Below are 20613 nucleotides of genomic sequence, written 5' to 3'. Positions count from 1 at the left end.
CCGGGCTGGTGGTGGTCGGCTACCACCGGGCGACTGGTGTCGTGTGTGGCCTCAGGACATAGATGACAAGAGAGTCTCAGGAGAGCCTTGACGAGAGTCTCGGGACATTCTTGACGTTCTGCCTTGAGCTCCTTGATCATTGATCGCTATGGAGGGGGAGGGATCCGAGCAGAGCCCGACGTGGCTGGTTGAGCAGCGGTACCGCGCGGTTCTTGAGGTGCTCGACGGCTCACCGGTCAGTGAGGTGGCCGTACGGTATGGCGTGTCACGCCAGACGATCTACACCTGGAAGTCCAAGTACGACACCGACGGGTTCGACGGGCTGCGGGAGAAGTCCCGGCGCCCGCGGACCAGTCCGACACGCCTTCCTGCCGAAGTCGAGGCCCTGGCCTGCGAGATGCGCCGGGCGAACCCTCGCTGGGGCGCTCGTCGGATCGCCTACGAGCTCGCCAGGACCGACCCGGCCACAGCGCCGTCACGGGCGACGGTCCACCGCGTTCTGGAACGCAACGGGCTCATCCGGCACCAGAAGCAGCAGCATCGCCGCAAGTACAAGCGGTGGCAGCGCGAAACTCCGATGCACCTGTGGCAGCTTGATCTGGTCGGCGGGATCTTCCTGGCCGACGGACGCGAGTGCAAGATGCTCACTGGGATCGACGACCACTCCCGGTTCGTCGTCATCGCCACCGTCCTGGCGGTGCCCTCCGGCCGGGCCGTGGCTGACGGGTTCGTGCGTGCGATGCGCACCTACGGGGTGCCGGCCGAGGTCCTGACCGACAACGGCAAGCAGTTCACCGGGCGGTTCACCAAACCCCGGCCGGCCGAGGTGCTGTTCGAGCGCGTCTGCCGGGAGAACGGCGTCACTGCCAAGCTGATCAAACCGTACTCGCCGACCACGACGGGCAAGATCGAGCGTTGGCATCAGACGCTGCGGCGCGAACTGCTCGACGTCTCCGGGCCGTTCTCCGATCTGCCTGCGGCCCAGGCCGCGGTCGATGCCTGGGTGCACACCTACAACACCGTCCGGCCCCACCAGGCCCTCGACATGGCGACACCGGCCAGCCGGTTCCGGCCGAACCCGCCACCCGAACCCACAGTGGTCGTCGCCCCGCGGCCCTCCGGAGAGGACCGCGAGCCGACACTCACGCCCTCGGCGGAGGCCCCGCTCCTGCTGCCCTCGTCGGCGCGGGCCGTGGAATTCGACGCGGTCATACCCGCGAACTGCCGGCTGGAGATCCTGCCGCGGGTGCAGTACGTCAGGATCCGACAGGAGCACGTGGGCCGCCGGGCACGAGTCTGGGCCGATGAGAACACCGTCCACGTCATCATCGACGGCAAGGTCGTCAAGAGCACCCCGTCGCGTCTGGACGAGGGCAATCTCCACGAGCTGTCCCTGCGCGGCGCGATCCCAGCCGGCCCGCCGCCCGCACTCGTGCCGCAGCCGGGACTGCCCGATCCGGATGCGGTGATCGAGGTCGACCGAAAGGTCGACACCAGCGGCATCACCCAGCTGGGAAACACCAACGTCAAAGTCGGCTACGAACTCGCCAACCAGCGCGTCACGTTGCGCCTGGACGGACAGCTCCTCCACGTCGTCCACGATGGCGTGCTTGCCAAGACCCTCCCCGCCCCGATCAGCCCTGATGCACGCACGCGGCTGCGTGGCGCCCGCATCGTCACCGACGAACTGCCTCCGCCGGCGGCTGGGGCGATCGCCGTGGAACGCAAGGTGCCGGTCGACGGCGTCATCATGGTCGCCCGTCAACGGCTTCGCGTCGGCCGCACCTACGCCGGCGAGGTCGTCACCGTCCACGTCGAGGACACCTTCTTCCGCGTCAGCCTCAACGGAGCCGACCTCTCACTCCACCCGCGCAAGAACCAGCACCCGGTCACCCGGTTCCGGGCGAAGATCCACTCACCGAAGCTCTGACGAACTGTCCACAATCTCCTGAGGCCGTCAACGATGTTATGAGGCCAAGCTGTCAACAAAGTCCCGAGACCTCACACCACAGCCTCAAGGCCAGCATGCGGTCCAGACGCCGCTTGTGGTGGACGTGCTGCACGGTTGTGCTGATCTGCGGCATAGGCGAGATCGCGCTGGGACAGACGCTCTTCGGCACTGCCGCAGTCACATTCGGCGTCCTCTTGTCGGCGTACACGCCAACGTTGCCCAGTCATGTACGGATGAACGTGCGCGGCGTCGAGCACGCGCGATCGTGGACAGCGCCGCTGCAAGGCCCAGACGTGGAGGGCGTTGTCGAGGTCGGACACGGTGTACCGAGTGCCGTCTCCGAGAGCCTTGGGCAGACCTGACACCTCGAAGGGGTAGGTGAGCCGGTCGGTCAGCCGCATGCGGGCCGTATCGACGAGCCATTGCCGGCCCGTGCCGAACTCTTCGTCGCTCTCAACGGTCCCGACGACGAGGGTGCTCTGGTCGAGGAAGCCTCCCTCGTAGTCGAAGAACGCTGTGCCTCGTCGTCTGCACATTCCTCTTCGATCGCGGGATGACCGCGTCCGCACCCAGCTCGGCTACCGCCGAACCGTCGGTGATCTGGGTAGCGTGCGGTGAGCCTGACGGCTGGGCGAGGATGCGATAGCAGACAGCGAGACCGCTGCCATCTGTATGCCGATTCCCGTCAGGGCGGCGCCGATGGTGTGCCAAGACGATGCCGTGAGCAACGGCAGGCCCAGGACTCAGAGCAGCACAGCCGCCGGCAGCGGCGGCGTGGGGACGACCGGAGTGTTCTCGCCCGACCTGGGGCGAGCCGCGGCGGTACCCAGGCTGCAGGAACTGGACGGACGCGGGGAACTGACGGCCGTGCATGTGCGGCTGGTCGCCGCATCAGTGGGGCGGTCGGAGCGGACGGTGTGGCGGTGGCTGACCACCGCGCGCAGCGAGGTCCGTACCGGGCGCAAGCCGGCGCCGCTGTTCACGGTGACGCCGGAGATTCGTCGGCTGCTTGCGCCGGCCAGCCGATCAGCCCAAGCCGACCGGTTTCCACGTAAACTCCGAGGCCCACTGCATGCCTCCCTGAAGATATTCCAGGAAGGCTGGCACCAGTTCGTCTACGTTCGACGAGAAGGCCCGCCAGTGCTTATCGGGAGCGCCATCCCGGTACTCGATCACGTAGTGACCTCTAGGTGCGCCAGCTTGATCGCCATATCCTGCCTGGACATAGAAGTTCTTTCGCCGCTCAAGGACGACGAACCAGTTAGATTCGGACAGACTGCGGACGCTCTCTTCGACAAGAACACCGCCCGGCCCATCGATTGTACGTCCGTCCGAGAGCTCAAGCGTAAATGATTCGCCAGGAGCACCTCCCATTGCCGACTGATAAACAGTCGGCCCCTGAGGATCAAAGCAGACCAACCCTCGTTCCCGGGAAAGGTCACGAACGATAGGGAATACGTCATCCGCGAGCGCAGACTGGATCGGCATGATCGCGACGTCGTCTGCGATATCTGGCTCCGCGGCCCAGGGCAGGTCAGACGTGCCGCGCAGCGCGCCGTAGCGTTCAACGACGGCGTCAACGAAGGCTTGCATCTCCGGCCCTGGGACGAAGCTCTGGAACGGTCGCGAACAGAGATCGGCGTAGAAGCGCGACGCGCTTTCGGCAGTAAACTGCTCGATCGGGCGCCAGACGGCGAGATCAAAACTCATAACTCCTCGATTCTTCGCTATCTGGCGCCTTCGCGATCACCCTGCTGCGTCGGGAACCCAACTGTAGAAGACGCCCTCCAGAGTGTACCCACTATTGCCGCCGACGCTCGTGGCCGTATTGCCAGCTGTGTTGAGCCAAGCGTCGGCAGCTTGCTGACGGGGCGTCAATGGTGACCTTCCACCCTTAGTTTCGACGCCATACCATTTACCATCGATCTGGACGGCGCCGTCATAAATCCGCTGTCCCACACCCGGAACATTGACGGTCACCGAACCCCGAACAACAGAGGCTCCATCCAGCTCCAGCTGATCCAGCGTAGTTCGTTCATCAGTTGCACCAACACGGCCAGGAGTTCCATCACTCTTCGCGAACTTTCCGTCGGCAGTCCGGCATTGCGTGTTGTGAACCAAAACCGGCGTGTCGCCCGCAACCACATAGTACGTGTGGAGCTGCCGGACGGTGAGGTTCCAGCGGTTGGCGGTGCTAGGGGTGGGACGGGTGGCGATGACGTAGGCGTGGTGGTCGGTGATGGTGTTGAGGGCATCGCCGTGGTGAAGTTTGCCAGCAGGGATCCAGGTATGTTCCGTGTTGTCCCAGAATGGATGGTTGGCTGTGGTATGGAGGGTGGCTGTGTGGCCGTCCTGGGTGAGGATGGTGAGATCGAGCAGATCGTGGTCCTGGTTGATCCAAACGTGCTGGACCGTGCGTGCCCCTTGGTGCTTGCCGGTCTTAGGGTCGGCGGCCTCCACCCGGTCGCCAACTTTGATCTTGCCGATGGGTTTCGTCTTGCCGCCCTCCATGAGAACCGGCGTCTCTGGGGCGAAACTGCAGGGCGCGCCTTTCTCGACTTCCTTCACCGCCGCTGCTTCGCCGGCCATGAGGATCGGAACGGTTTCAGCGGCGTCCTTCATGGAGTCGTAGGCGCCTGCGTCGATCAGGCAACGCTTGGCGTTGTAAAGGCAGTAGGTGGCGGCTACCAGCTTGGCTTGAGCCAAATTGCCTGTGTTGCCGTATACCTTGGCGGCTTCTTGGCAGGCAGTCCGCCCGTAGCAGGCCACGGCGGTGCGGTCGCCGTCACCCACCGTTGCGTTCCAGTAGCCATTGCCATCGGTGGAGTATCCGTACTGCACCCATACCTGCATCAGCCTGGAGCCGTCCCACCCGTTTTTGGCGCGTGGAAGGCTGTCCAGAATGCTGGTCACGCTCGTGACACCGCCGCCACCGGTGTTGCCATTCGGCGATGCAGTCCCGCCACCACCTGACGATTCGTAACACTTATGCCTCTCGCAATAGCTGCCAGCGTCGTGCCCGTCGACGTTGTGGTATCCACCTTGTGAGTCGACGAAGTCACCGTGGCATGCGTCGTCCGCGCAGAACCTCAAACCGCTCGGGTCGGAGAACGTGAGGGGGTTGTTGCCTGCGTAGCTGTAGCCGTTGAGTTCTTGGGGGCTGGTGGCTTCGAAGAGGGGGTCGAGGCTGATGAAGCGGCCGGTGGTGGGGTCGTATTGGCGTGCGCCGAGGATGGTCAGGCCGGTGCTGGTGTCGTTGGGGGCGTTGAGGAAGCCGCGGTTGTCGCTCCAGGTGACGGTGGTGCCGCGGGGTGCGCCGTAGGGGGTGAACTGGCGCCAGGTGGGGGTCTGGGCGGTGGAGTCCAGTTGCAGGCCGTTGGTGCCGTGCTGGTCGGGGATCTGGAAGGTGTAGGTGCTGGTGTTGGTGGCGGCGTCGCCGGTGCGGACGGCCGTGCCGCCGCCGGGCAGGGTGTAGTAGCGGGTGCCCCTTACGTCGCCGGTGGCGGTGTTGAGTGCGAGCTGTTCGCCGGGCAGGTAGAGGGTGGTGGTGCCGGGGTCCTTCTGCAGCAGCAGGCTTCCGTCGGCGTTGTACACGTAGTGGCTGTCGCCGTTGGTGCCGCCGGTGATGGCGGTGAGCTGGCCTGAGTCGTCCCAGGTGAAGGTCTGGGTGCCGGTGGTGGGGGTGGTGCGGGTCTGGGTGTTGCCGGCGCTGTCGTAGGTGGCGCTGGTGGAGGCGGTTGCCCCACCGGTGGTGTCGGTCGAGGTCAGGGTGTGGGGCTGGCTGGCCAGGTTGCCGTTGTAGGTGTAGTTGGTGGTGGTGGTGTCGGTGCCGCCGGTTGTGGAGTGCTGGACCTCGCTGGTGCGGTTGCCGAGCGCGTCCAGGCTCCAGGTGGTCCAGTAGGCGGCCTTGGTGTCGAGGTTGTCGCCGACCGTGGAGGAGTTCGTGCTGGTGGGGGTGGCGGCGCAGGAGTCGGTGGCGGTCCAGGCCTGGGTCAGGCGGTCGAGGTTGTCGTACTGGTAGCACTGGGTTTCGGTGGAGGTGGTGGCGCCGAGCCGGGTGGAGGTCTGCTTGGTGATGTTGCCGGCCGGGTCGTAGGTGTAGGCCTGCTCGTCGACGTTCGTCGGCGTGGCCGTGGACCGCGCTACGAGCTGGTCGGTGAGGCTGCCTGTGTGGGAATCGTAGGTGTTGGTGATCCAGGCCTCGTTGGAGCTTATGCCAATGGTTTCCTGCTGGACCCTGTTGAAGTCGTCGTAGTTGGTGGTCTGTGCGTAGCCGGCGGTCCCGTTCAGGCCGGAGGGCAGATCGGAGTCGGTGTAGGAGTGGGTGACGGTCTCGGAGGGCAGGCCTCCGGCCGCGCCGTAGATGTCGCGGAACGGCAGGCCGGTGGTGGTGGTGTAAATGTGGCGGAAGGTGTAGCTGGTGCCGAGCGTGCTGCCTTCCGTGGAGGAGGGGATGGTGACGGTCTCGCCGGTTGACTCACCAAAGACGTTGAAGCCCAGCGCCTGCGTGGTGTAGGCGGCGCCGCCCGAGTAGGCAGTCTGGGTGGTCACGTGGCCAATGGGGTACGGCATGCCGGAGACGGCGTTGTTGGAGTTGTCGTACACCCAGCCGGCGAGCTGATTCGACGACGACTGGCCGGTGGTGGCCGCGTCGTATTCGCCGGTCTTCCGTCCCAGGGCGTCGTAGGTGAAGCTGATCGTCTTGCCACGGGAGTCCGTGGTCTGGATGACGTTGCCGGCGTTGTCGTACTGCGTGCTGCTGTTGCCGGCGTCCGGGTCGCTCTTTGATGTGACGCGGCCCAGCAGGTCGTAGGTGCTGCTCCACGTGCTGCCGCCGGCGATGACGGTGTTCTGGTTGCCGTGGCTGTCGAAGCCGTAGGTAGTGGCCTGGCTGCTGCCTCCGGTGACGGACCAGATACCGGTGAAGGTGTCCGTCGGCGTGTTCAGCGTGGGTGCGCTGGTGTACTCGTCGAGTTCCGTGGTGCGGCCGAGGGGATCGGTGACGGTGGCCTTGGTCACGCCGCCGGACGGGGGTATGACGGTGGTGCGGTCTCCGTTGTAGACGGTGGTGGTCCGAGAGACCTCCACGTTGTCCTTCTCCGACAGGTCGACCAGCGTCCGGCCCAGGCCGTCGTAGGTGAAGTAGTCCTGGTTCGGGACCTCATCCTTGAGGTTGGTCGCGGAGACCAGGGTGGTGTTGGGGGTCGTGGTTGAGTCGAACCAGCCGTTGTAGGTGGCGGACTTCCAGCCGCGGGTGTCGTAGAAGGTGTCGGTGACCAGCCGGCCGCCCAGTGCAGTTTGAGTCTGCGTCTGCCTCACCCGCAGCAGGGCGTCGTAGAGGGTCGTGGACGGCAGGTAGCCGGATGAGTCTTTCAGTTTGTTCGTGGTGACGGCGGTGATGCCGCTGTTGGAGACGGTGTAGGCATAGGTGTAGTTCGCCGGGCTGGTGGTGGCGCGGGAGTCCAGCCACGCACTCGTCGTCCGCCCCAGAGAGTCGTATTGGACGGTGGTGACCACCCCGTTGGCGTCCGTCGTGGTCAGGGGCAGACCACGGGCCGGGTCCAGCGTCGTGGAGGCACTCTGATTCAGGGGGTTGGTGACGGTCGTGCCGGTCGTCGAGCCGTAGGCGTCGTCGCTGTAGCCGGTGGCGGTCTTCTTCCCGTTCGCGTCGTAGGTGGAGGTTATCCGGCCGCGGGAGTCGAACACCTGCGCCGAACTGGTGTGCCAGGTAAACGCGCCGCTGCTGTAGTCGGATGCCTTCTGGGTGACGGATACGTCGCCCTTGGTCGGGGCGGTGGTCTGCGGGAACGTCGGGGAGGTGGGCTGCGGCCAGGTGGTCGCCAGGGTCTGGTCGTCGTAGAAGGTGCGGGTGGCGGAGACGACCTGGTCCGGGCGGTTGACGCTGAGGGGAGCGGTGAGGGTGTTGACCGAGCCGGGGACACTGCTGGTGCTGCCCTCGGTGAAACCGCCGCAGGCGACCGAGTCGGTTTCCGTGCTCGCGACCAGGCCGACCAGGTTCTTGCTGGTGTTCGGGGCCGCGTAGGTGGTGGTGGTGCACCGCTCGTACGCCCCGGCCGCCGGAACGGTGTGGCTGTACTGCACGGTGGACAGGCCGAAGTCGGCGTCTGTCGTGGTGGCGTCGTAAGCGGTGTCGGTCTCGTTGATGCGCCAGGTGGTGGTGCCGTTGTCGGTCAGTGCCTGCCGGCTCCAGGTCTCGACCGGCTGCACGGCGTTGGCGGTAAGGTCCGGCAGGCCGGAGCGGGTGCGGGTGGCGGTGGCGGGCGAGACCCAGTAGGAGGTGATGGTGGAGTGGTCTACCGGGCCGCCGTTGCCGAGGTAGGAGGTGGACTCCAGTGTCTCCCCGGCGAGTTGGTTCAGGTCCTCGTGGGTGCCACCCTGGGAGTCGGTCAGATTCACCTGGGTGGTGTTGTTGTCGTCCGACATGCCCTGGTAGTAGGTGGTCTCGTCCAGGGTCTGCTTGTCGTTGACGCCGTCACCGGTGAGGGCCTTGACGTCCTCATAGCCGCGCCACTGCCCATAGGTGCGGAACTTCTTCTTCACGACCTCGTTGTCGTCGAAGTGCCAGGCCGGCTTGGCGTACTGGTAGAAGGTGGCCGTCGTGGGCGCACCGCCGGTGGGGTCGGTCTGGGTGACCTTGTTGGCGACGTACTTGTTGAACCAGTCCAGGATGGGTGCGCTGTAACCCTGCGGGGTCCAGTACACCGGGTAGCAGGAGGACGTGTTCGACGACGGGCTGATGGTCACCGGCGCCGAGCAGGCCGCGGTCCGGCTGTACTGCACTCCGATCACGGAACCGGTCTCGGTGGTGATCGCGGAGATGCGGAAACGGTACAGCGGCGGCAGGCCGTCGCTGACGGTGTCCACACGGTTCTGCAGATCCACCGCGGCGAACGACACGCTGGGCAGCGTGATCGGCGTGGTGCTGCCGCCGCCGGCGGTGTCCTGACCGGTATGGGCGATGGAGGACAGCCACAGGGTCGCGTTGCCGTCACCGGAGGTGGGCATCGTTTCGGTCAGCGCCCAGGAGTCCACCTTCGCGTACGAGGAGGAGGCGGCTGCGTACTGCTCGGTGGTCACCGACGTCAGCCGCACGGTGGAGAAGAACGACGGGCCGTGCGTGGTGCAGGTCGTCCCGGAGGCGCAGACCAGGTCGTAGGGCACATCCGGCCAGTTCGCCTTGGTCGTGGAGTTCAGCGGGTCGCAGGTCCCCGACACACACCGGTCCCCGGTGGCGAACAGGACCTTGTCCGGCACCGTGCCGTAGGCGTTGCCGTCGGTGAAGCCGTAGTCGACGTGGTCCAGGTGCGAGTCGCGGACGTAGGAGACGTTGTGGGCGCCGTTGTCCTCGCCGTAGTAGTTCGTGTCCTGCTTGTAGTAGTAGGACATCGCGTCACCATGCACGTCGGTGACGTAGTCCAGGTTCCACCGGTAGGCCATCGTGCACACCGACGAGGTGAACCCGGACGAGCTGTAGCAGGGGTCACCCGAGTGCGCCGAATACACAGGCATCGAGTCCACCGAGTTCGTGACCGGCTTGCCTGAGGCCCAGCCGGGCAGCTGGTTGCGGCCGAAGGAGTACACCGTGCCGTCGCGTTCGGTCACCGTCCAGTAGTCGGTGTTGTACGTGCCGGTGCCGTTGTTCGAGTTGGTGACGTGCTTGACGACCGCGCCGTTGTCGTTCTGCGGCTTCCACACGCTCTTCGAGGAGTCCCACACCAGGGAGGTCGTGGCCCCCTTGAGCGACAGCGTGAGTATCGGACCGTCATAGCACTCGTCCGACGTGGAAACCGGAGACGCGCTGCCTTCCGGGTCGTCGTTGCACAGAACGAAGGACTGCTCGATGAACGCCTTTGGCGTGTTCCAGCCGTCGCCCACCCAGGAGGACTGGGCTTGGGTCGCCGCCGTCTGCCCATCCACTGAGCCCGAGTCATAGTTCAGCGAAACGTCGGGGGCCAGCGAGGACGCCGCCGGCGGCACAGCCATCGGGTAGGAGTAGGTGAACGATCCCGAGGAGCCGCCCGCGGACCAGGAACCGGAGGGCTTGAGCGTGGTCGCCGCGTAGGAACCCGACGGGCCGCCGCCGTCTCCACCGCCGGATCCGGACACAGCAGCCATCACCATCACGGGTGAACCGGTGGTCGCTGTCTTCTGCGCCTCTGCCGACGTGCCGCCGGGCGTGCTGCCCAGTTGCAGTGTCGTGAAGAGCGACTTGCCCCGTGTGTCGTTCTTCGACCGCACAGGGGTCTGCGTGCGGCACGCGGCACGCTGCGGAGTGGTCAGAGCGCAACCAGGCAGTTTTACCAGGTGCAGCCGTGAGCCGAAGCCGCCGCCGTAGGCCTGGGCGAAACCCGAGTAGTCGAGGCTGAGCCGTGCTGTGCCGTTGTGCTTGCCGGAGGGTTTGAGGGTGAACAGGACGCCGTTCACACCGGCCTTCGCCGCCTGCGCGCGGGGCTTGACCGTCACGCTGACGGCGGAGGGACCGGAGTAGGAGCCGTGCTTGGGCGCGACCTGTTCGATCGACAGCGGTACGTGGCTCGAAGCGTGCTTGGCGGCGAGGGACGCGTTCGCTGCGGTGACGAGGAGGGTCGCGGTCTGCGGCGTCGGCAGGGTCGTGGCGGTGGGACGGTAGCGCCGGGTGGCCTGGTCATGCGGCGTGGCGAAATGCGTCGCCACCGGCCTGACGCCCTTCACCGCCGGTACGGCGTGGACATGCGGTGCGGAGGCATGCCGATGCGCGGAAGCCTGCACCGCGTCCGCGTCGGCCGTACCGGCGGAGGCGAAGAGGGATCCCACGGCGAGGAAGACGACCCAACCGGATCTGCGCACGCGGCTGCGGCGCCGCTTCCCACCCCACACGGACATCGGTGACCCCTTGTCAGAACAGCATTGCACGTCGCACACAACGGTGCAGAGGTGAACGCTTTCTGCACACGTGAGGTCAGAGATTTCCATGGCACGGCCATGGACATGAAGAAAGAACGGTCCACAAGATCGCAAAGAGGTGACCCGATCAAGAAAAGACTCGGCCAATTGTCGCGTGGCTGACTACACACCCCGAGGTGGGCCGGTACTGGTCATCTACCTTGACGCTGGCCCGGGAGCAGCCCGGCCACAGCAGAAGGGTCCGACGTGTCCTCACCTCCCCCTCACAGACTGGGCATATGGCGCTCCGTCACCTCCTCGGCTCTGGCCTTCGCACTGGCCGCGGGCCTCAGCGCCCTCACGGCGCTTCCGGCGTCCGCGGCAGCGCACCCTGCCGCTTCGACGGCCGCCCACAAAAGGGCTTCAGGTTTTGGCCTGACGGCCGAGGAAGCGTCCGCCAGGGCGAGGAAGACGCACAAGGACACCGTCGCGACCGCCGCGACGACCGACAGCAGTACGCTCACGGCGCACCCCAACGGCACCTTTACCCTCACGCAGTCGCTCGCTCCGGTCCGCAAGTGGTCGGGGCACGCCTGGAAGACCCTCGATGCGACGCTGCACAAGAACGCCGACGGCAGCATCGCCACCTCCGTCACCAGCAGTGATCTGACCCTGTCGGGCGGCGGCCCGGGGCCGCTGGCCGTCATGAACAGCCGCGGCCGCAGCCTTGAGCTCACCCTGCCCATGCACCTGCCGGCCCCCACCCTCTCCGGTGCCACGGCCACCTACCGCAATGTCCTCAGCGGGGTCGACCTGACCGTCACCGCCGACGCGCAGGGCGGCTTCTCCGAGGTGCTGGTCGTCAAGAACGCCCAAGCGGCGGCCAACCCCGCACTGCAGCAGCTCACCCTGGCCACGCGCACCCATGGGGTGACCATCTCTGCGGACCACGCGGGGAACATCACCGCGGCCGACCGCGGCGGACACGCGGTCTTCACCGCGTCCGCCCCTCAGATGTGGGACTCCGCCTCCACCCACATAGCCGCCGCATCAGTGGTCCGTGACCCGATCACCGGCCGTGACGTCGACCGCGCCAGCGGCCAGCCCATCACCTCCTCAGCCACCGGGCCCGGCAAAGGTGCGCACCACGCCCGTATCACCGCCAAGTTCACGGGCAAGGGGATCGCTCTGACGCCTTCCGGGTCACTGCTGAAGGGCCACGGGACGGTCTACCCGGTCTACATCGACCCCGACTTCAACTCCCCGTCCGCCTCCAGCCCCCGGCAGGCCTGGACACAGACCAACTCCTACTACCACGACTCCAGTTACTGGAAGTCCTCCGACCTGCTGCGCGTCGGGTACCAGGACTGGCAATCGCCCGTCTTCACCGCACGCTCCTTCGTGCAGATCGGCGTGCCTTCCCAGATCTACGGCTCCACCGTGGACTCCTCCGAGATCGACTTCACCGAGGAGTGGTCCCCGTCCTGCACCGCCACGCCGGTGCAGCTGTGGAAAACTAGCCCCGTCACCTCGTCCACGACCTGGGACAACCCGCCCAGCCTGATCAGCGAAATCGACCAACCCCAGACTGTCGCGCACGGCTGGAGCTCCTCGTGCCCCGCGGCCAACGTCGGCTTCGATCTGAGCCAGCTCATGCAGTCGGCGGCCGACAACAAGTACACCAACCTCACCCTCGGGCTGCGAGCCGGGGACGAGAGCGATCCGTACGGGTGGAAGGAGTTCGCCAACACCATCACCGTGTCCACCAAGTACGACCACAAGCCGAACACCCCGACCCACCTGACGACGTCACCGTCCACGTCGTGCCAGGACGACACCGTCGTCGGCGACGGCAGCGTGACCCTGTACGCGGGCATGTCCGACCCCGACGGCGGAACGCTCGGCGCTCACTTCCAGCTCTTTCCGCACGGCAGCAGCACCGTCGTCGCTCAGTCCGACTCCAACTCCCTGACCGGTCAGTCCGGGTCGACCGCCGTCTATGTGATCCCGAAGGCCACCCTGGAGGGGGCAGCGGGAGGCAGGGTCACCGAGTTCGACTGGAACGTGGCGGTGAGCGACTTCAAGTACTGGGGCGGCACCTCGACCACCTGCCACTTCTCCTTCGACCCCACCCGACCGGGCGCCCCGGTGATCTCCCAGCCCGGGAGCACGACCATCGGGCAGCCGTTCACGGTCACCATCGCCCCGCCGGCCACCGGCACTACACCGTCGAGCTACGAGTACCAGGTCAACGGCGGCGACCCGGCGAACGTCACCGCCGACTCCTCGGGCAACGCCACCATCAGCATCACGCCCTACCGGCACATCAACGTGCTGTCGGTGTCCAGCCTGTCCGCCGGCTCCAACTACGGTGACAGCGACGCCATCACCTTCGACTCCGGCAACCCCGCGAGTCCGCAGGCCGACGGCGACCTGACCGGTGACGGCGTCCCGGACCTGCTGACCGTCGGCGGCCAGAACAACCTTCCCTCCGGCCTGTGGCTGGCCGGAGGGAAGACCGATCCGGGCAAGATCACCGGTAACGGACACGTCGTCAGCGCTGCGGGCAACATCGGCGTCGACGGTGACGGACTGAACGGTCAGTCCTCCGACTTCGACCATGCGATCGCCATTACCGGGCAGTTTACGGACAGTGGCTTCCAGGACGTACTGGTCTACTACCCGCCCAGCACCACGACCCAGGTCGCCGACGCTGGCGGGGGACTGCTCGTCAACGGCAGCGGAGACGGCTCGCCCCTCAGTCCCGCCGACAATACGCATGAGGTTCCCTCTGTGGGCCTCTGGGACTACAACAGCGACAGTCCCATCCAGCTCGCCAATGCCGGTATGACCTCGGGCAGCAGCGGCGGCTTCCGCAGCCCGTATCCCGATCTGATCGGCACCTCCGGTGATCCGACCCACGGCTACACCCTGAACGTCTACAAGGCTGATCAAGGCATCGGCAGCTGGGTCGCCTGGCCCTTCACCGTCAATAGCCCTGATGGCACAGCCGACTGGAACAACTGGACGCTGGCCACCATGCAGCTGCCCTCCAGCGGCGGTGGCAGCAGCACGGCGATGTTCCTGTGGAACAAGTCCACCGGCCGACTGGACCTGTGGGAGAACCTCGCCGCCGACATCGACAGCGGCACGCTGACCTACACCGATTACCCGGTCGCCACCGGCTTCCACACCGGTATGGCCCTCACCCTGCAGGCCGGCGACATCAACGGCGACGGCACCCCCGACCTGTGGACCACCGGAGCCGGTGCCACCACCACCGCGAACCTTTTCACCAACCTGTCCACCACCGCGCCGGCCAACCTCGCGCAGAACGTCGACACCCTCACCGCCGCCCACGACGCCTGGCCGCTCAACGACGCCCAGACCGGCGCTATCACCACCGCCAAGGACGCGATCGGCAGCCTGAACGCGACCGGGAGTGGCGGCGCCTCCTGGGCCACCGGAGGCCTGTTCTCCCCCGCCGCCCACCTCGACGGCACCGGCACACTCAAGACCAACAGTTCCGCCGTCGCGACCAATGGCAGCTTCACGATTTCCGCGTGGGTCAAGCCGGAAAGCCTCGGTGGCACGGTCCTCAGCCAGAAGGGCACCAGTACCTCCGGCTTCGCCCTTTACACCGACGCGGCGTCCAAGACCTGGCGGTTCCAGATGCCGCAGAGCGACACCTCTTCCCCCACCATGGACACGGCCACAGCCAATGGGCTGACTGCTCAGATCGGTGCCTGGACCCAGCTGACCGCCACCTACGACGCATCAGCCGGCACCATGACGCTGTACGTCAACGGCAAGCAGGCCGCCACCGCCACCCATACCAGCAAGTGGAACGCCACCGGCGCCTTCACAATCGGCAACGGCAGCACCGCCTTCACCGGCAGCGTCGCTGACGTGACCACCTACCAGCAGGCCCTCACCGGCGCGCAGGTCGCTTCCCTCGCCGACGTTTCCTACGTCCCCGCGGGCTCTGTGATCGCCCAGGTGACCGGAGACTTCAACGGTGACGGCAAGGCCGACGTCGCCCACCTCATCGACGCCGGCGGCGGACATGATGCCATCACTGTCGCGCTCGCCGACTCAAACGGCAGCTCGGTCGGCGACGGCGGCTTCCAGCCCGTCCGTCTGATCTGGGACGACCCGGCCTTCGGGCCCAACACCAAGTACATGGCCGCCGGCGACTTCAACGGCGACGGCAAGACCGACCTCGCCCTCTACTACAACTACAGCGACAACAACAGCCAGCACGACGCGATCTTCACCCTCACCGCGACGGGAGGCGGCGGATTCGCAGCGCCGGTCAAGGCGTGGGACGACACCGCGTTCGGCTCCAACACCAAGTACGTGGCGGCCGGTGACTTCGACGGCGACCACAAGAGCGACCTGGCCCTGTACTACACCTACAGCGACAACCAGCACGACGCGGTCTTCACCCTCACCGCCGCGTCCTCCGGCAGTGGCGCTCTGGCCGCACCGGTCAAGCGATGGGACGACCCCACGTTCGGCCCGAACACCAAGATGATCACGGCCGGTGACTTCAACGGCGACCACAAGGACGACCTCGCCCTGTACTACAACTACACCGACAACAACAACCAGCACGACGCGATCTTCACCATGACCGCCGGCACCGGCGGCGCCCTGGCCGCACCGGCGAGCATCTGGAACGACACCAGCTTTGGCCCCAATACCAAATACATGACTGCCGGCGACTTCAACGGCGACGGCAAGGCCGACATCGCGCTGTTCTACAACTACACGGCCAACAACAACTGGGACGTCGCCATCTTCACCATGAACGGCAGCAGCCCCGTCTCCTCCCCCAGCGCCGTGTGGTCACAGACCAACTGGGGTCCCAGCACCCAGTACATGACTGCCGGCGACTTCAACGGCGACGGCAAAACCGACCTCGCCCTCTACTACAACTACGCCGCCCAGACGCCGGCCGTGTTCACCCTCACCGCCGACAGCAACGGCGACGGCGGCTTCGCCGCACCCGTACGCCGCTACACCGACCAGTAACGACACCCCACACCAACCAACCATCGGGCCGGGCCCCTCGCGGGCCCGGCCCGGCTCACTCACAAGGAGGAATGGGTGGCCCAGCACACCCTGAGAAGCGGATGCATCGCGGTCGCCGCGGCATGCGCCCTCACTTCAGGGGCCCTGCCCCTGACCGCAGCCACGGCCTCGGCCGACACCTCCACCGAGACGGTCATACCGGCCGCGCTGCTCAACGACCCGCCCCAGGACGCCATCGCCTTTGCGGGCACCGGTGGCTTCATGCACCAGACCGAAGCCCAGTCCACCTTCGTGTGGACGAAGTACGCGGGCGGACCGGACGTCCCGCTGCCGGAGATCGGGAGCAATGGCTGGGTCCCCGCGACCTCGGGTGCGGGCTCCGACGTGGTGGCCACGCCGTCCGGCGACGGCTACCAGCTGCACGACATGGACTCCGGAACGACGACCACCATCACACCTGGTGCCGGCCAAAGTTACGTCGGAACCTTCGGCTCGCGCGTGCTGACGGTCACCAAGGCCGCGGACGGAAGCGTCACGGGCTTTCACGTGCTCGGCACGGCGGACGGGCAGCAGACCGACACACCGGTCACCGGATGGCCCGAGGGCGCCGTACTGCGGACTCCGGTGCTCGCCGGGGACGCTGACTCGGTGGTGATCTCCTACACCGAGACCGGCAACGGCACCTCCGAGCAGCGGCTGGCGCTGGTGGATCTGGCGACCGGTGCGGTCACACCCACCATGGGGCCGCTGGCCCCCCGTGCCCACGTCGTGCTGTCCCGCAAGTACCTCGCCTGGTACACGTGGACCGGGGCCGACGGAACCGTATCGGCGGGGCAGGTCCACATCGTGTCCCGCTCCGCTCCCGCCGGAACGGAGACCACCATCCAGGTCCCGCCGGCGCCGCTCGGCAGCGGGTACAGCAGCATCTTGCGCTCGATGGGCATCATCGGCGACTCCCTCGTGATGAGCTACGGGGTGACTCACTCCGGTGCGGCCACCACGGACGACAAACTGGGCTACCCGCTCTACACGATGCCGCTGTCCGGCTCCACCACGGTGACCCCGGTCCTGGACCACACCAACAGCATCAAGCAGGAACCGGATGGAGTCGTCGCCGTGGGCGGCTCGTCCGACACCGACTGGGCGGCCCACCTGTTCACCGCCGGAGCGGACGGCACCCCGACGGGCACCGCCGTGGACTCCGACCCCGGCGTGCCCGCTCCCCTCGACGGCCTGGCCCTCGGCGGCGGGACGCTCTACACCGTCCGAAGAGATCCAAGTGGTACGGACAACGTCTACGACCGGATCGTGCAGCTTGGTTCCCCACCCTCCTATGGTGCCGAGCAGGGCTTCGGCCAGCCCTTCGCACCCACCGACTGCGACTCCGCCGCCACCTGCAACCCGCCCATCGCCACCGGCGACGGCAACATCTCCCAGCTGTGGCCGAACGCCAACGCACAGGGCGACGCCGTCACTCTGCAGAACCACAACGGCACCGCGGATCTGGTCACGCCCGGCGCCACCGGCGGCACCCTCGTGGACGCCGAGGGCCACTACGTGATCTACAACGGCGGCTCCACGAAGAGGCAGTACATCGGCGACACGGACCCCGGCGCAGGCGGCACCAGCCACGTCCTGTTCACCCGCCCCATCTCCGCCGCCGCGCTGTCGGGCTCCACGGTGTGGGTCCCCGGTCCTGCCGCCGGAACGCTGACCCAGATCGACCTCACCACCCAGCGCACCGTCCGGACCGTCGCGACCGACGCCTCCTGCGTGCTCAGCGAGCTGCAGGCCGCCGCCCAGCACTGGGTGTACTGGTCCTGCGGGCCCTCGGGCCCGGCCGGCGTGCACGACCTGGCCACCGGCAAGGACGTCACCGTGCCCGCCCATCTGGCCCAGCTCGGCGACGGATTCGTCGTCGAGCACGACACGACCGCGGGGAAACTGACGCTGACCGACGTGCACACCGACACCGCCGCCACCACCGGCCTGGCCGACCTTGCCGCCGGACGGGTCACCGACGACCGCCGGGTGACCTGGGCCGTCGACAAGTACCAAGGCTCCATCGCCTACCTGGACAGCGGCAAGAACGTCCACCTCGTCGACCCGCACATCCCCGCCTCCGCCCCGGCACCCGCCGTCGGCTCCTTCATCTACCCCGGACAACGGCTGGAGTCCGGGCACAGGCTCAGCAGCTCCACCATGACGCTGACCATGCAGACCGACGGCAACCTCGTGGCCCGCCTGAAGACCGGCAGCGGCGCCGGCCAGGTGGTCTGGTCGACCGGCACGGGCGGCAACCCGGGTGCGTACGCGGTGATGCAGACGGATGGCAACCTCGTCGTCTACACGAGCACCGGTGGCGCCGGCAAGGGCGGCGCCCTCTGGTCGAGCAAGACATACGGCAACCCGGGTGCGTATGCCACCGTGCAGGACGACGGCAACATCGTCGTCTACGGCAAGGCGAGCACCGCTGCGCTGTGGTCGAGCGGGACCTACGCCCGGTCGCAGAACGTCGCCTCCGGCACCACCCTCAAGCCCGGCTGGTGGACCCAGGGCCCCTACACCCGCCTGGTCATGCAGACGGACGGCAACCTCGTGATGTACCGCCGACGCGACGGCGCCGCCCTCTGGTCCACCCACACCTCCGGCCACCCGGGTGCGTACGCCGTCATGCAGCCGGACGGCAACCTCGTCGTGTACACGAGCACAGGAGGGCCGGGCAAGGGCGGCGCTCTGTGGGCCACCAGCACCAGCGGCCACTCCGGCGCGTACGCGTACATGCAGAACGACGGCAACCTCGTCATCTACAAGAACACCGGAGCCCCGGCAAGGGCGGCGCCCTGTGGGCCACCAGCACCAACACAACCGCACGATGACCAAGCCCTGAGGACCACAGTGTGACGTTGCCCGGCCGGTAGCACCGGCCGGGCAGTGAACTCCGTTGATGCTCGCTGACCAACGCCACACACGGCCCGCACCTTGGGCGCATTCATGTCCCGGTCGGCGCGTGCTACTGCTGCCAGGCGCTGGCGCTCTGGTCGAAGTCCTCCTTGTATGCGCGGCGCTGGGTGAGGTCGGATTCGGTCAGCTGGGGGTGTACGGGCGGCTGCTGGGGGGCGGCCCAGAGTTGGATCAGGTGGCGTTCGCCGCGGTCGCCGACGCCGGGCTCGGGGTTGGGGGTGTGGCAGTACAGGCGCATCCGGATCCATGCCGGCACGTGGTCGGTAGGCAGTGGGAGGGGGCCGTCTTCGGGTTCGGCTTCGTCGAAGTCGCCGCTGCCGAGGATGTAGATGACGGGGGTGTCCTCGGTGGCGTGCAGGCTCATCTCTTCCGCTGGCCCCCAGGCAGGGTCGGTCTCGGGTGGGGGCGGGGCGTCGTGGATCTGGACGGTGATGGTGATGGTGCCGGTATCGGTGTCGGTGAGGATGTGCGCCGTGTCGCTGCCGATGGGCCCGCACCGCCAGCCGTAGGGCCACTGGGGCGGCCATTCGTAGTCCTCGCCGAGCGCGAGGAGGTAGCCGTACTCGCCGGTCTCCGGCGTCCATGTGGTCTCAGCAATGATCATTGGTGGTCTCCTCACGCGGAGGGGCACCCCCGGCGCGCCGGGGGTGCCCCATGGTGCCGTGCCGTTCGGCCCAGCGTGTCAGGCCGTCAGGCGACGACGTAGAACGGGTCGTTGTCCATGACGTGCATCGGCCGGCGCCAGTTCGTGATGCGGGCGCCCTGGGTGTTGTTCTCGTTCGGGCTCACCCACGTCGTCTCGCGCTGCGAGGCGGGCAGCTTCGTGCCGCCCTCGTAGGTCGAGGCGAACGGGTACTCGTCGCAGTAGGTGCGCCCCGCCCGCTTCATGTCCGGCGGCGCGGTGCGGCCCCCGCAGACCGCCTGCCGGTTCTTGCTCTTCTGCCTGGTGTTGATCATCCAATGCAGGGGCTTGCCGCCGTACGGGTCGCCGTAGTGGCCGCCGCTGGCGCGCAGCTTGCGGATCCCGTCATCGATCCACGGGATACCGACCATCGACACCGCCGTGGGCGCGTCGGTCATGGCGCAGCCGGAGGTGCCGTAGTAGTTGTCGCACCGCCAGGTCGCCGACTTGTAGCCGGTCGAGCCGGGGACGTAACCCGGTTTGGTGAAGCTGAAGACGTACCTGGTCTGGGTCTTGCCGTTGATGCGGCCCTTGCGCATGGGCGCGGTCGTGTAGGTGACGCTGCCGCTGGAGCCGGTGTCGAGCAGGTGCGGCCCGTAGTGTGTCGTCGCGGTGGTGGCGTTCCCGGCCGTGGCGGTGACGTTGACGGTGATGCCCCCGCCCTCGCCGGTGGTACGGGCCTTGGAGAGCTGGAACTTCTCCCCCCAGTTCGCCGACGTGGAGTGCAGGGTCATCGAGTGACGGACGGTGAACGTGGCCGTGCCCACCTGGCGCGGTACACCGTTGGTGACCCGGATGACCTTGACGCGGACGGTGGCCCACTCGCACTCGCTGAACCGGTTGATCACGATCGTGTCGACCCTGCAGGTGGCATTCGCGTCCGGCGCCACTGCCCCCGCGGCAGTGGCCGGTGGGGCGGTCTGCACGGCCACCGGCGCGATGTCGGCCTGGATCACTGTCGAGCCGGCCGGCCGGTCCACGGCCGCCTGCGAGAACCCGGCGGCCGGGACAAGCAGTCCGGCCGCCACAGCAGAGACGGTGAGACTTCTGGCGATCTGATTTCGCAAGACATTCCCCCTGTGCTGACCAACGCTGC

8 protein-coding genes are annotated in these 20613 nt (G+C 67.1%); 3 read left to right on the top strand and 5 right to left on the bottom strand.

The window, feature by feature from the left end; genetic code table 11:
* Window positions 1-148 precede the first annotated feature (148 nt).
* Window positions 149-1930 (top strand): IS481 family transposase, encoded by a 1782-nt coding sequence (locus ACWC2T_RS35330; protein ID WP_450674424.1) that lies wholly within the window; start codon window positions 149-151, stop codon window positions 1928-1930.
* Window positions 1931-2001: 71 nt separating this feature from the next.
* On the opposite strand, the gene ACWC2T_RS35325 is transcribed toward ACWC2T_RS35330, so the two are convergent.
* From ACWC2T_RS35325 to ACWC2T_RS35315, 3 genes are all read right to left on the bottom strand, one after another.
* Window positions 2002-2487, bottom strand: a complete 486-nt coding sequence (locus ACWC2T_RS35325) for a hypothetical protein (protein WP_450674423.1) — start codon at window positions 2485-2487, stop codon at window positions 2002-2004.
* Window positions 2488-2977: 490 nt separating this feature from the next.
* Window positions 2978-3661: a hypothetical protein gene (locus ACWC2T_RS35320; RefSeq protein WP_450674422.1), complete on the bottom strand. Its 684-nt coding sequence runs from the start codon at window positions 3659-3661 to the stop codon at window positions 2978-2980.
* Window positions 3662-3697: 36 nt separating this feature from the next.
* Window positions 3698-10834: an RHS repeat-associated core domain-containing protein gene (locus tag ACWC2T_RS35315; protein ID WP_450674421.1), complete on the bottom strand. Its 7137-nt coding sequence runs from the start codon at window positions 10832-10834 to the stop codon at window positions 3698-3700.
* Between the two features lie 267 nt (window positions 10835-11101).
* On the opposite strand from ACWC2T_RS35315, the gene ACWC2T_RS35310 reads away from it, so the two are divergent.
* Both ACWC2T_RS35310 and ACWC2T_RS35305 read left to right on the top strand, forming a co-directional pair.
* Complete coding sequence (locus ACWC2T_RS35310) at window positions 11102-15871, top strand: LamG-like jellyroll fold domain-containing protein (protein WP_450674420.1); 4770 nt, start codon at window positions 11102-11104, stop codon at window positions 15869-15871.
* 75 nt (window positions 15872-15946) lie between these two features.
* Window positions 15947-18775, top strand: a complete 2829-nt coding sequence (locus ACWC2T_RS35305) for a hypothetical protein (protein ID WP_450674419.1) — start codon at window positions 15947-15949, stop codon at window positions 18773-18775.
* Window positions 18776-18884: 109 nt separating this feature from the next.
* On the opposite strand, the gene ACWC2T_RS35300 is transcribed toward ACWC2T_RS35305, so the two are convergent.
* Entirely contained in the window at window positions 18885-19439 is a 555-nt protein-coding gene (locus ACWC2T_RS35300) for a hypothetical protein (RefSeq protein ID WP_450674418.1), read from the bottom strand.
* Between the two features lie 86 nt (window positions 19440-19525).
* A complete protein-coding gene (locus ACWC2T_RS35295) occupies window positions 19526-20545 on the bottom strand; it encodes a NucA/NucB deoxyribonuclease domain-containing protein (protein ID WP_450674417.1) in 1020 nt (339 codons plus the stop codon).
* Between the last annotated feature and the right edge of the window lie 68 nt (window positions 20546-20613).

This window comes from Streptomyces sp. NPDC001393 (genome assembly GCF_053597455.1).
Note: the sequence above shows the minus strand (reverse complement) of the source record. Positions and strands in the feature narration are given on the sequence as shown.

What these genes read in the sequence shown, in the direction of transcription:
- ACWC2T_RS35315 (WP_450674421.1), bottom strand. Translation starts at nt 10,834, where the DNA reads ATGTCCGTGTGGGGTGGGAAGCGGCGCCGCAGCCGCGTGCGCAGATCC.
- ACWC2T_RS35300 (WP_450674418.1), bottom strand. Translation starts at nt 19,439, where the DNA reads ATGATCATTGCTGAGACCACATGGACGCCGGAGACCGGCGAGTACGGC.
- ACWC2T_RS35325 (WP_450674423.1), bottom strand. Translation starts at nt 2,487, where the DNA reads ATGTGCAGACGACGAGGCACAGCGTTCTTCGACTACGAGGGAGGCTTC.
- ACWC2T_RS35320 (WP_450674422.1), bottom strand. Translation starts at nt 3,661, where the DNA reads ATGAGTTTTGATCTCGCCGTCTGGCGCCCGATCGAGCAGTTTACTGCC.
- ACWC2T_RS35330 (WP_450674424.1), top strand. Translation starts at nt 149, where the DNA reads ATGGAGGGGGAGGGATCCGAGCAGAGCCCGACGTGGCTGGTTGAGCAG.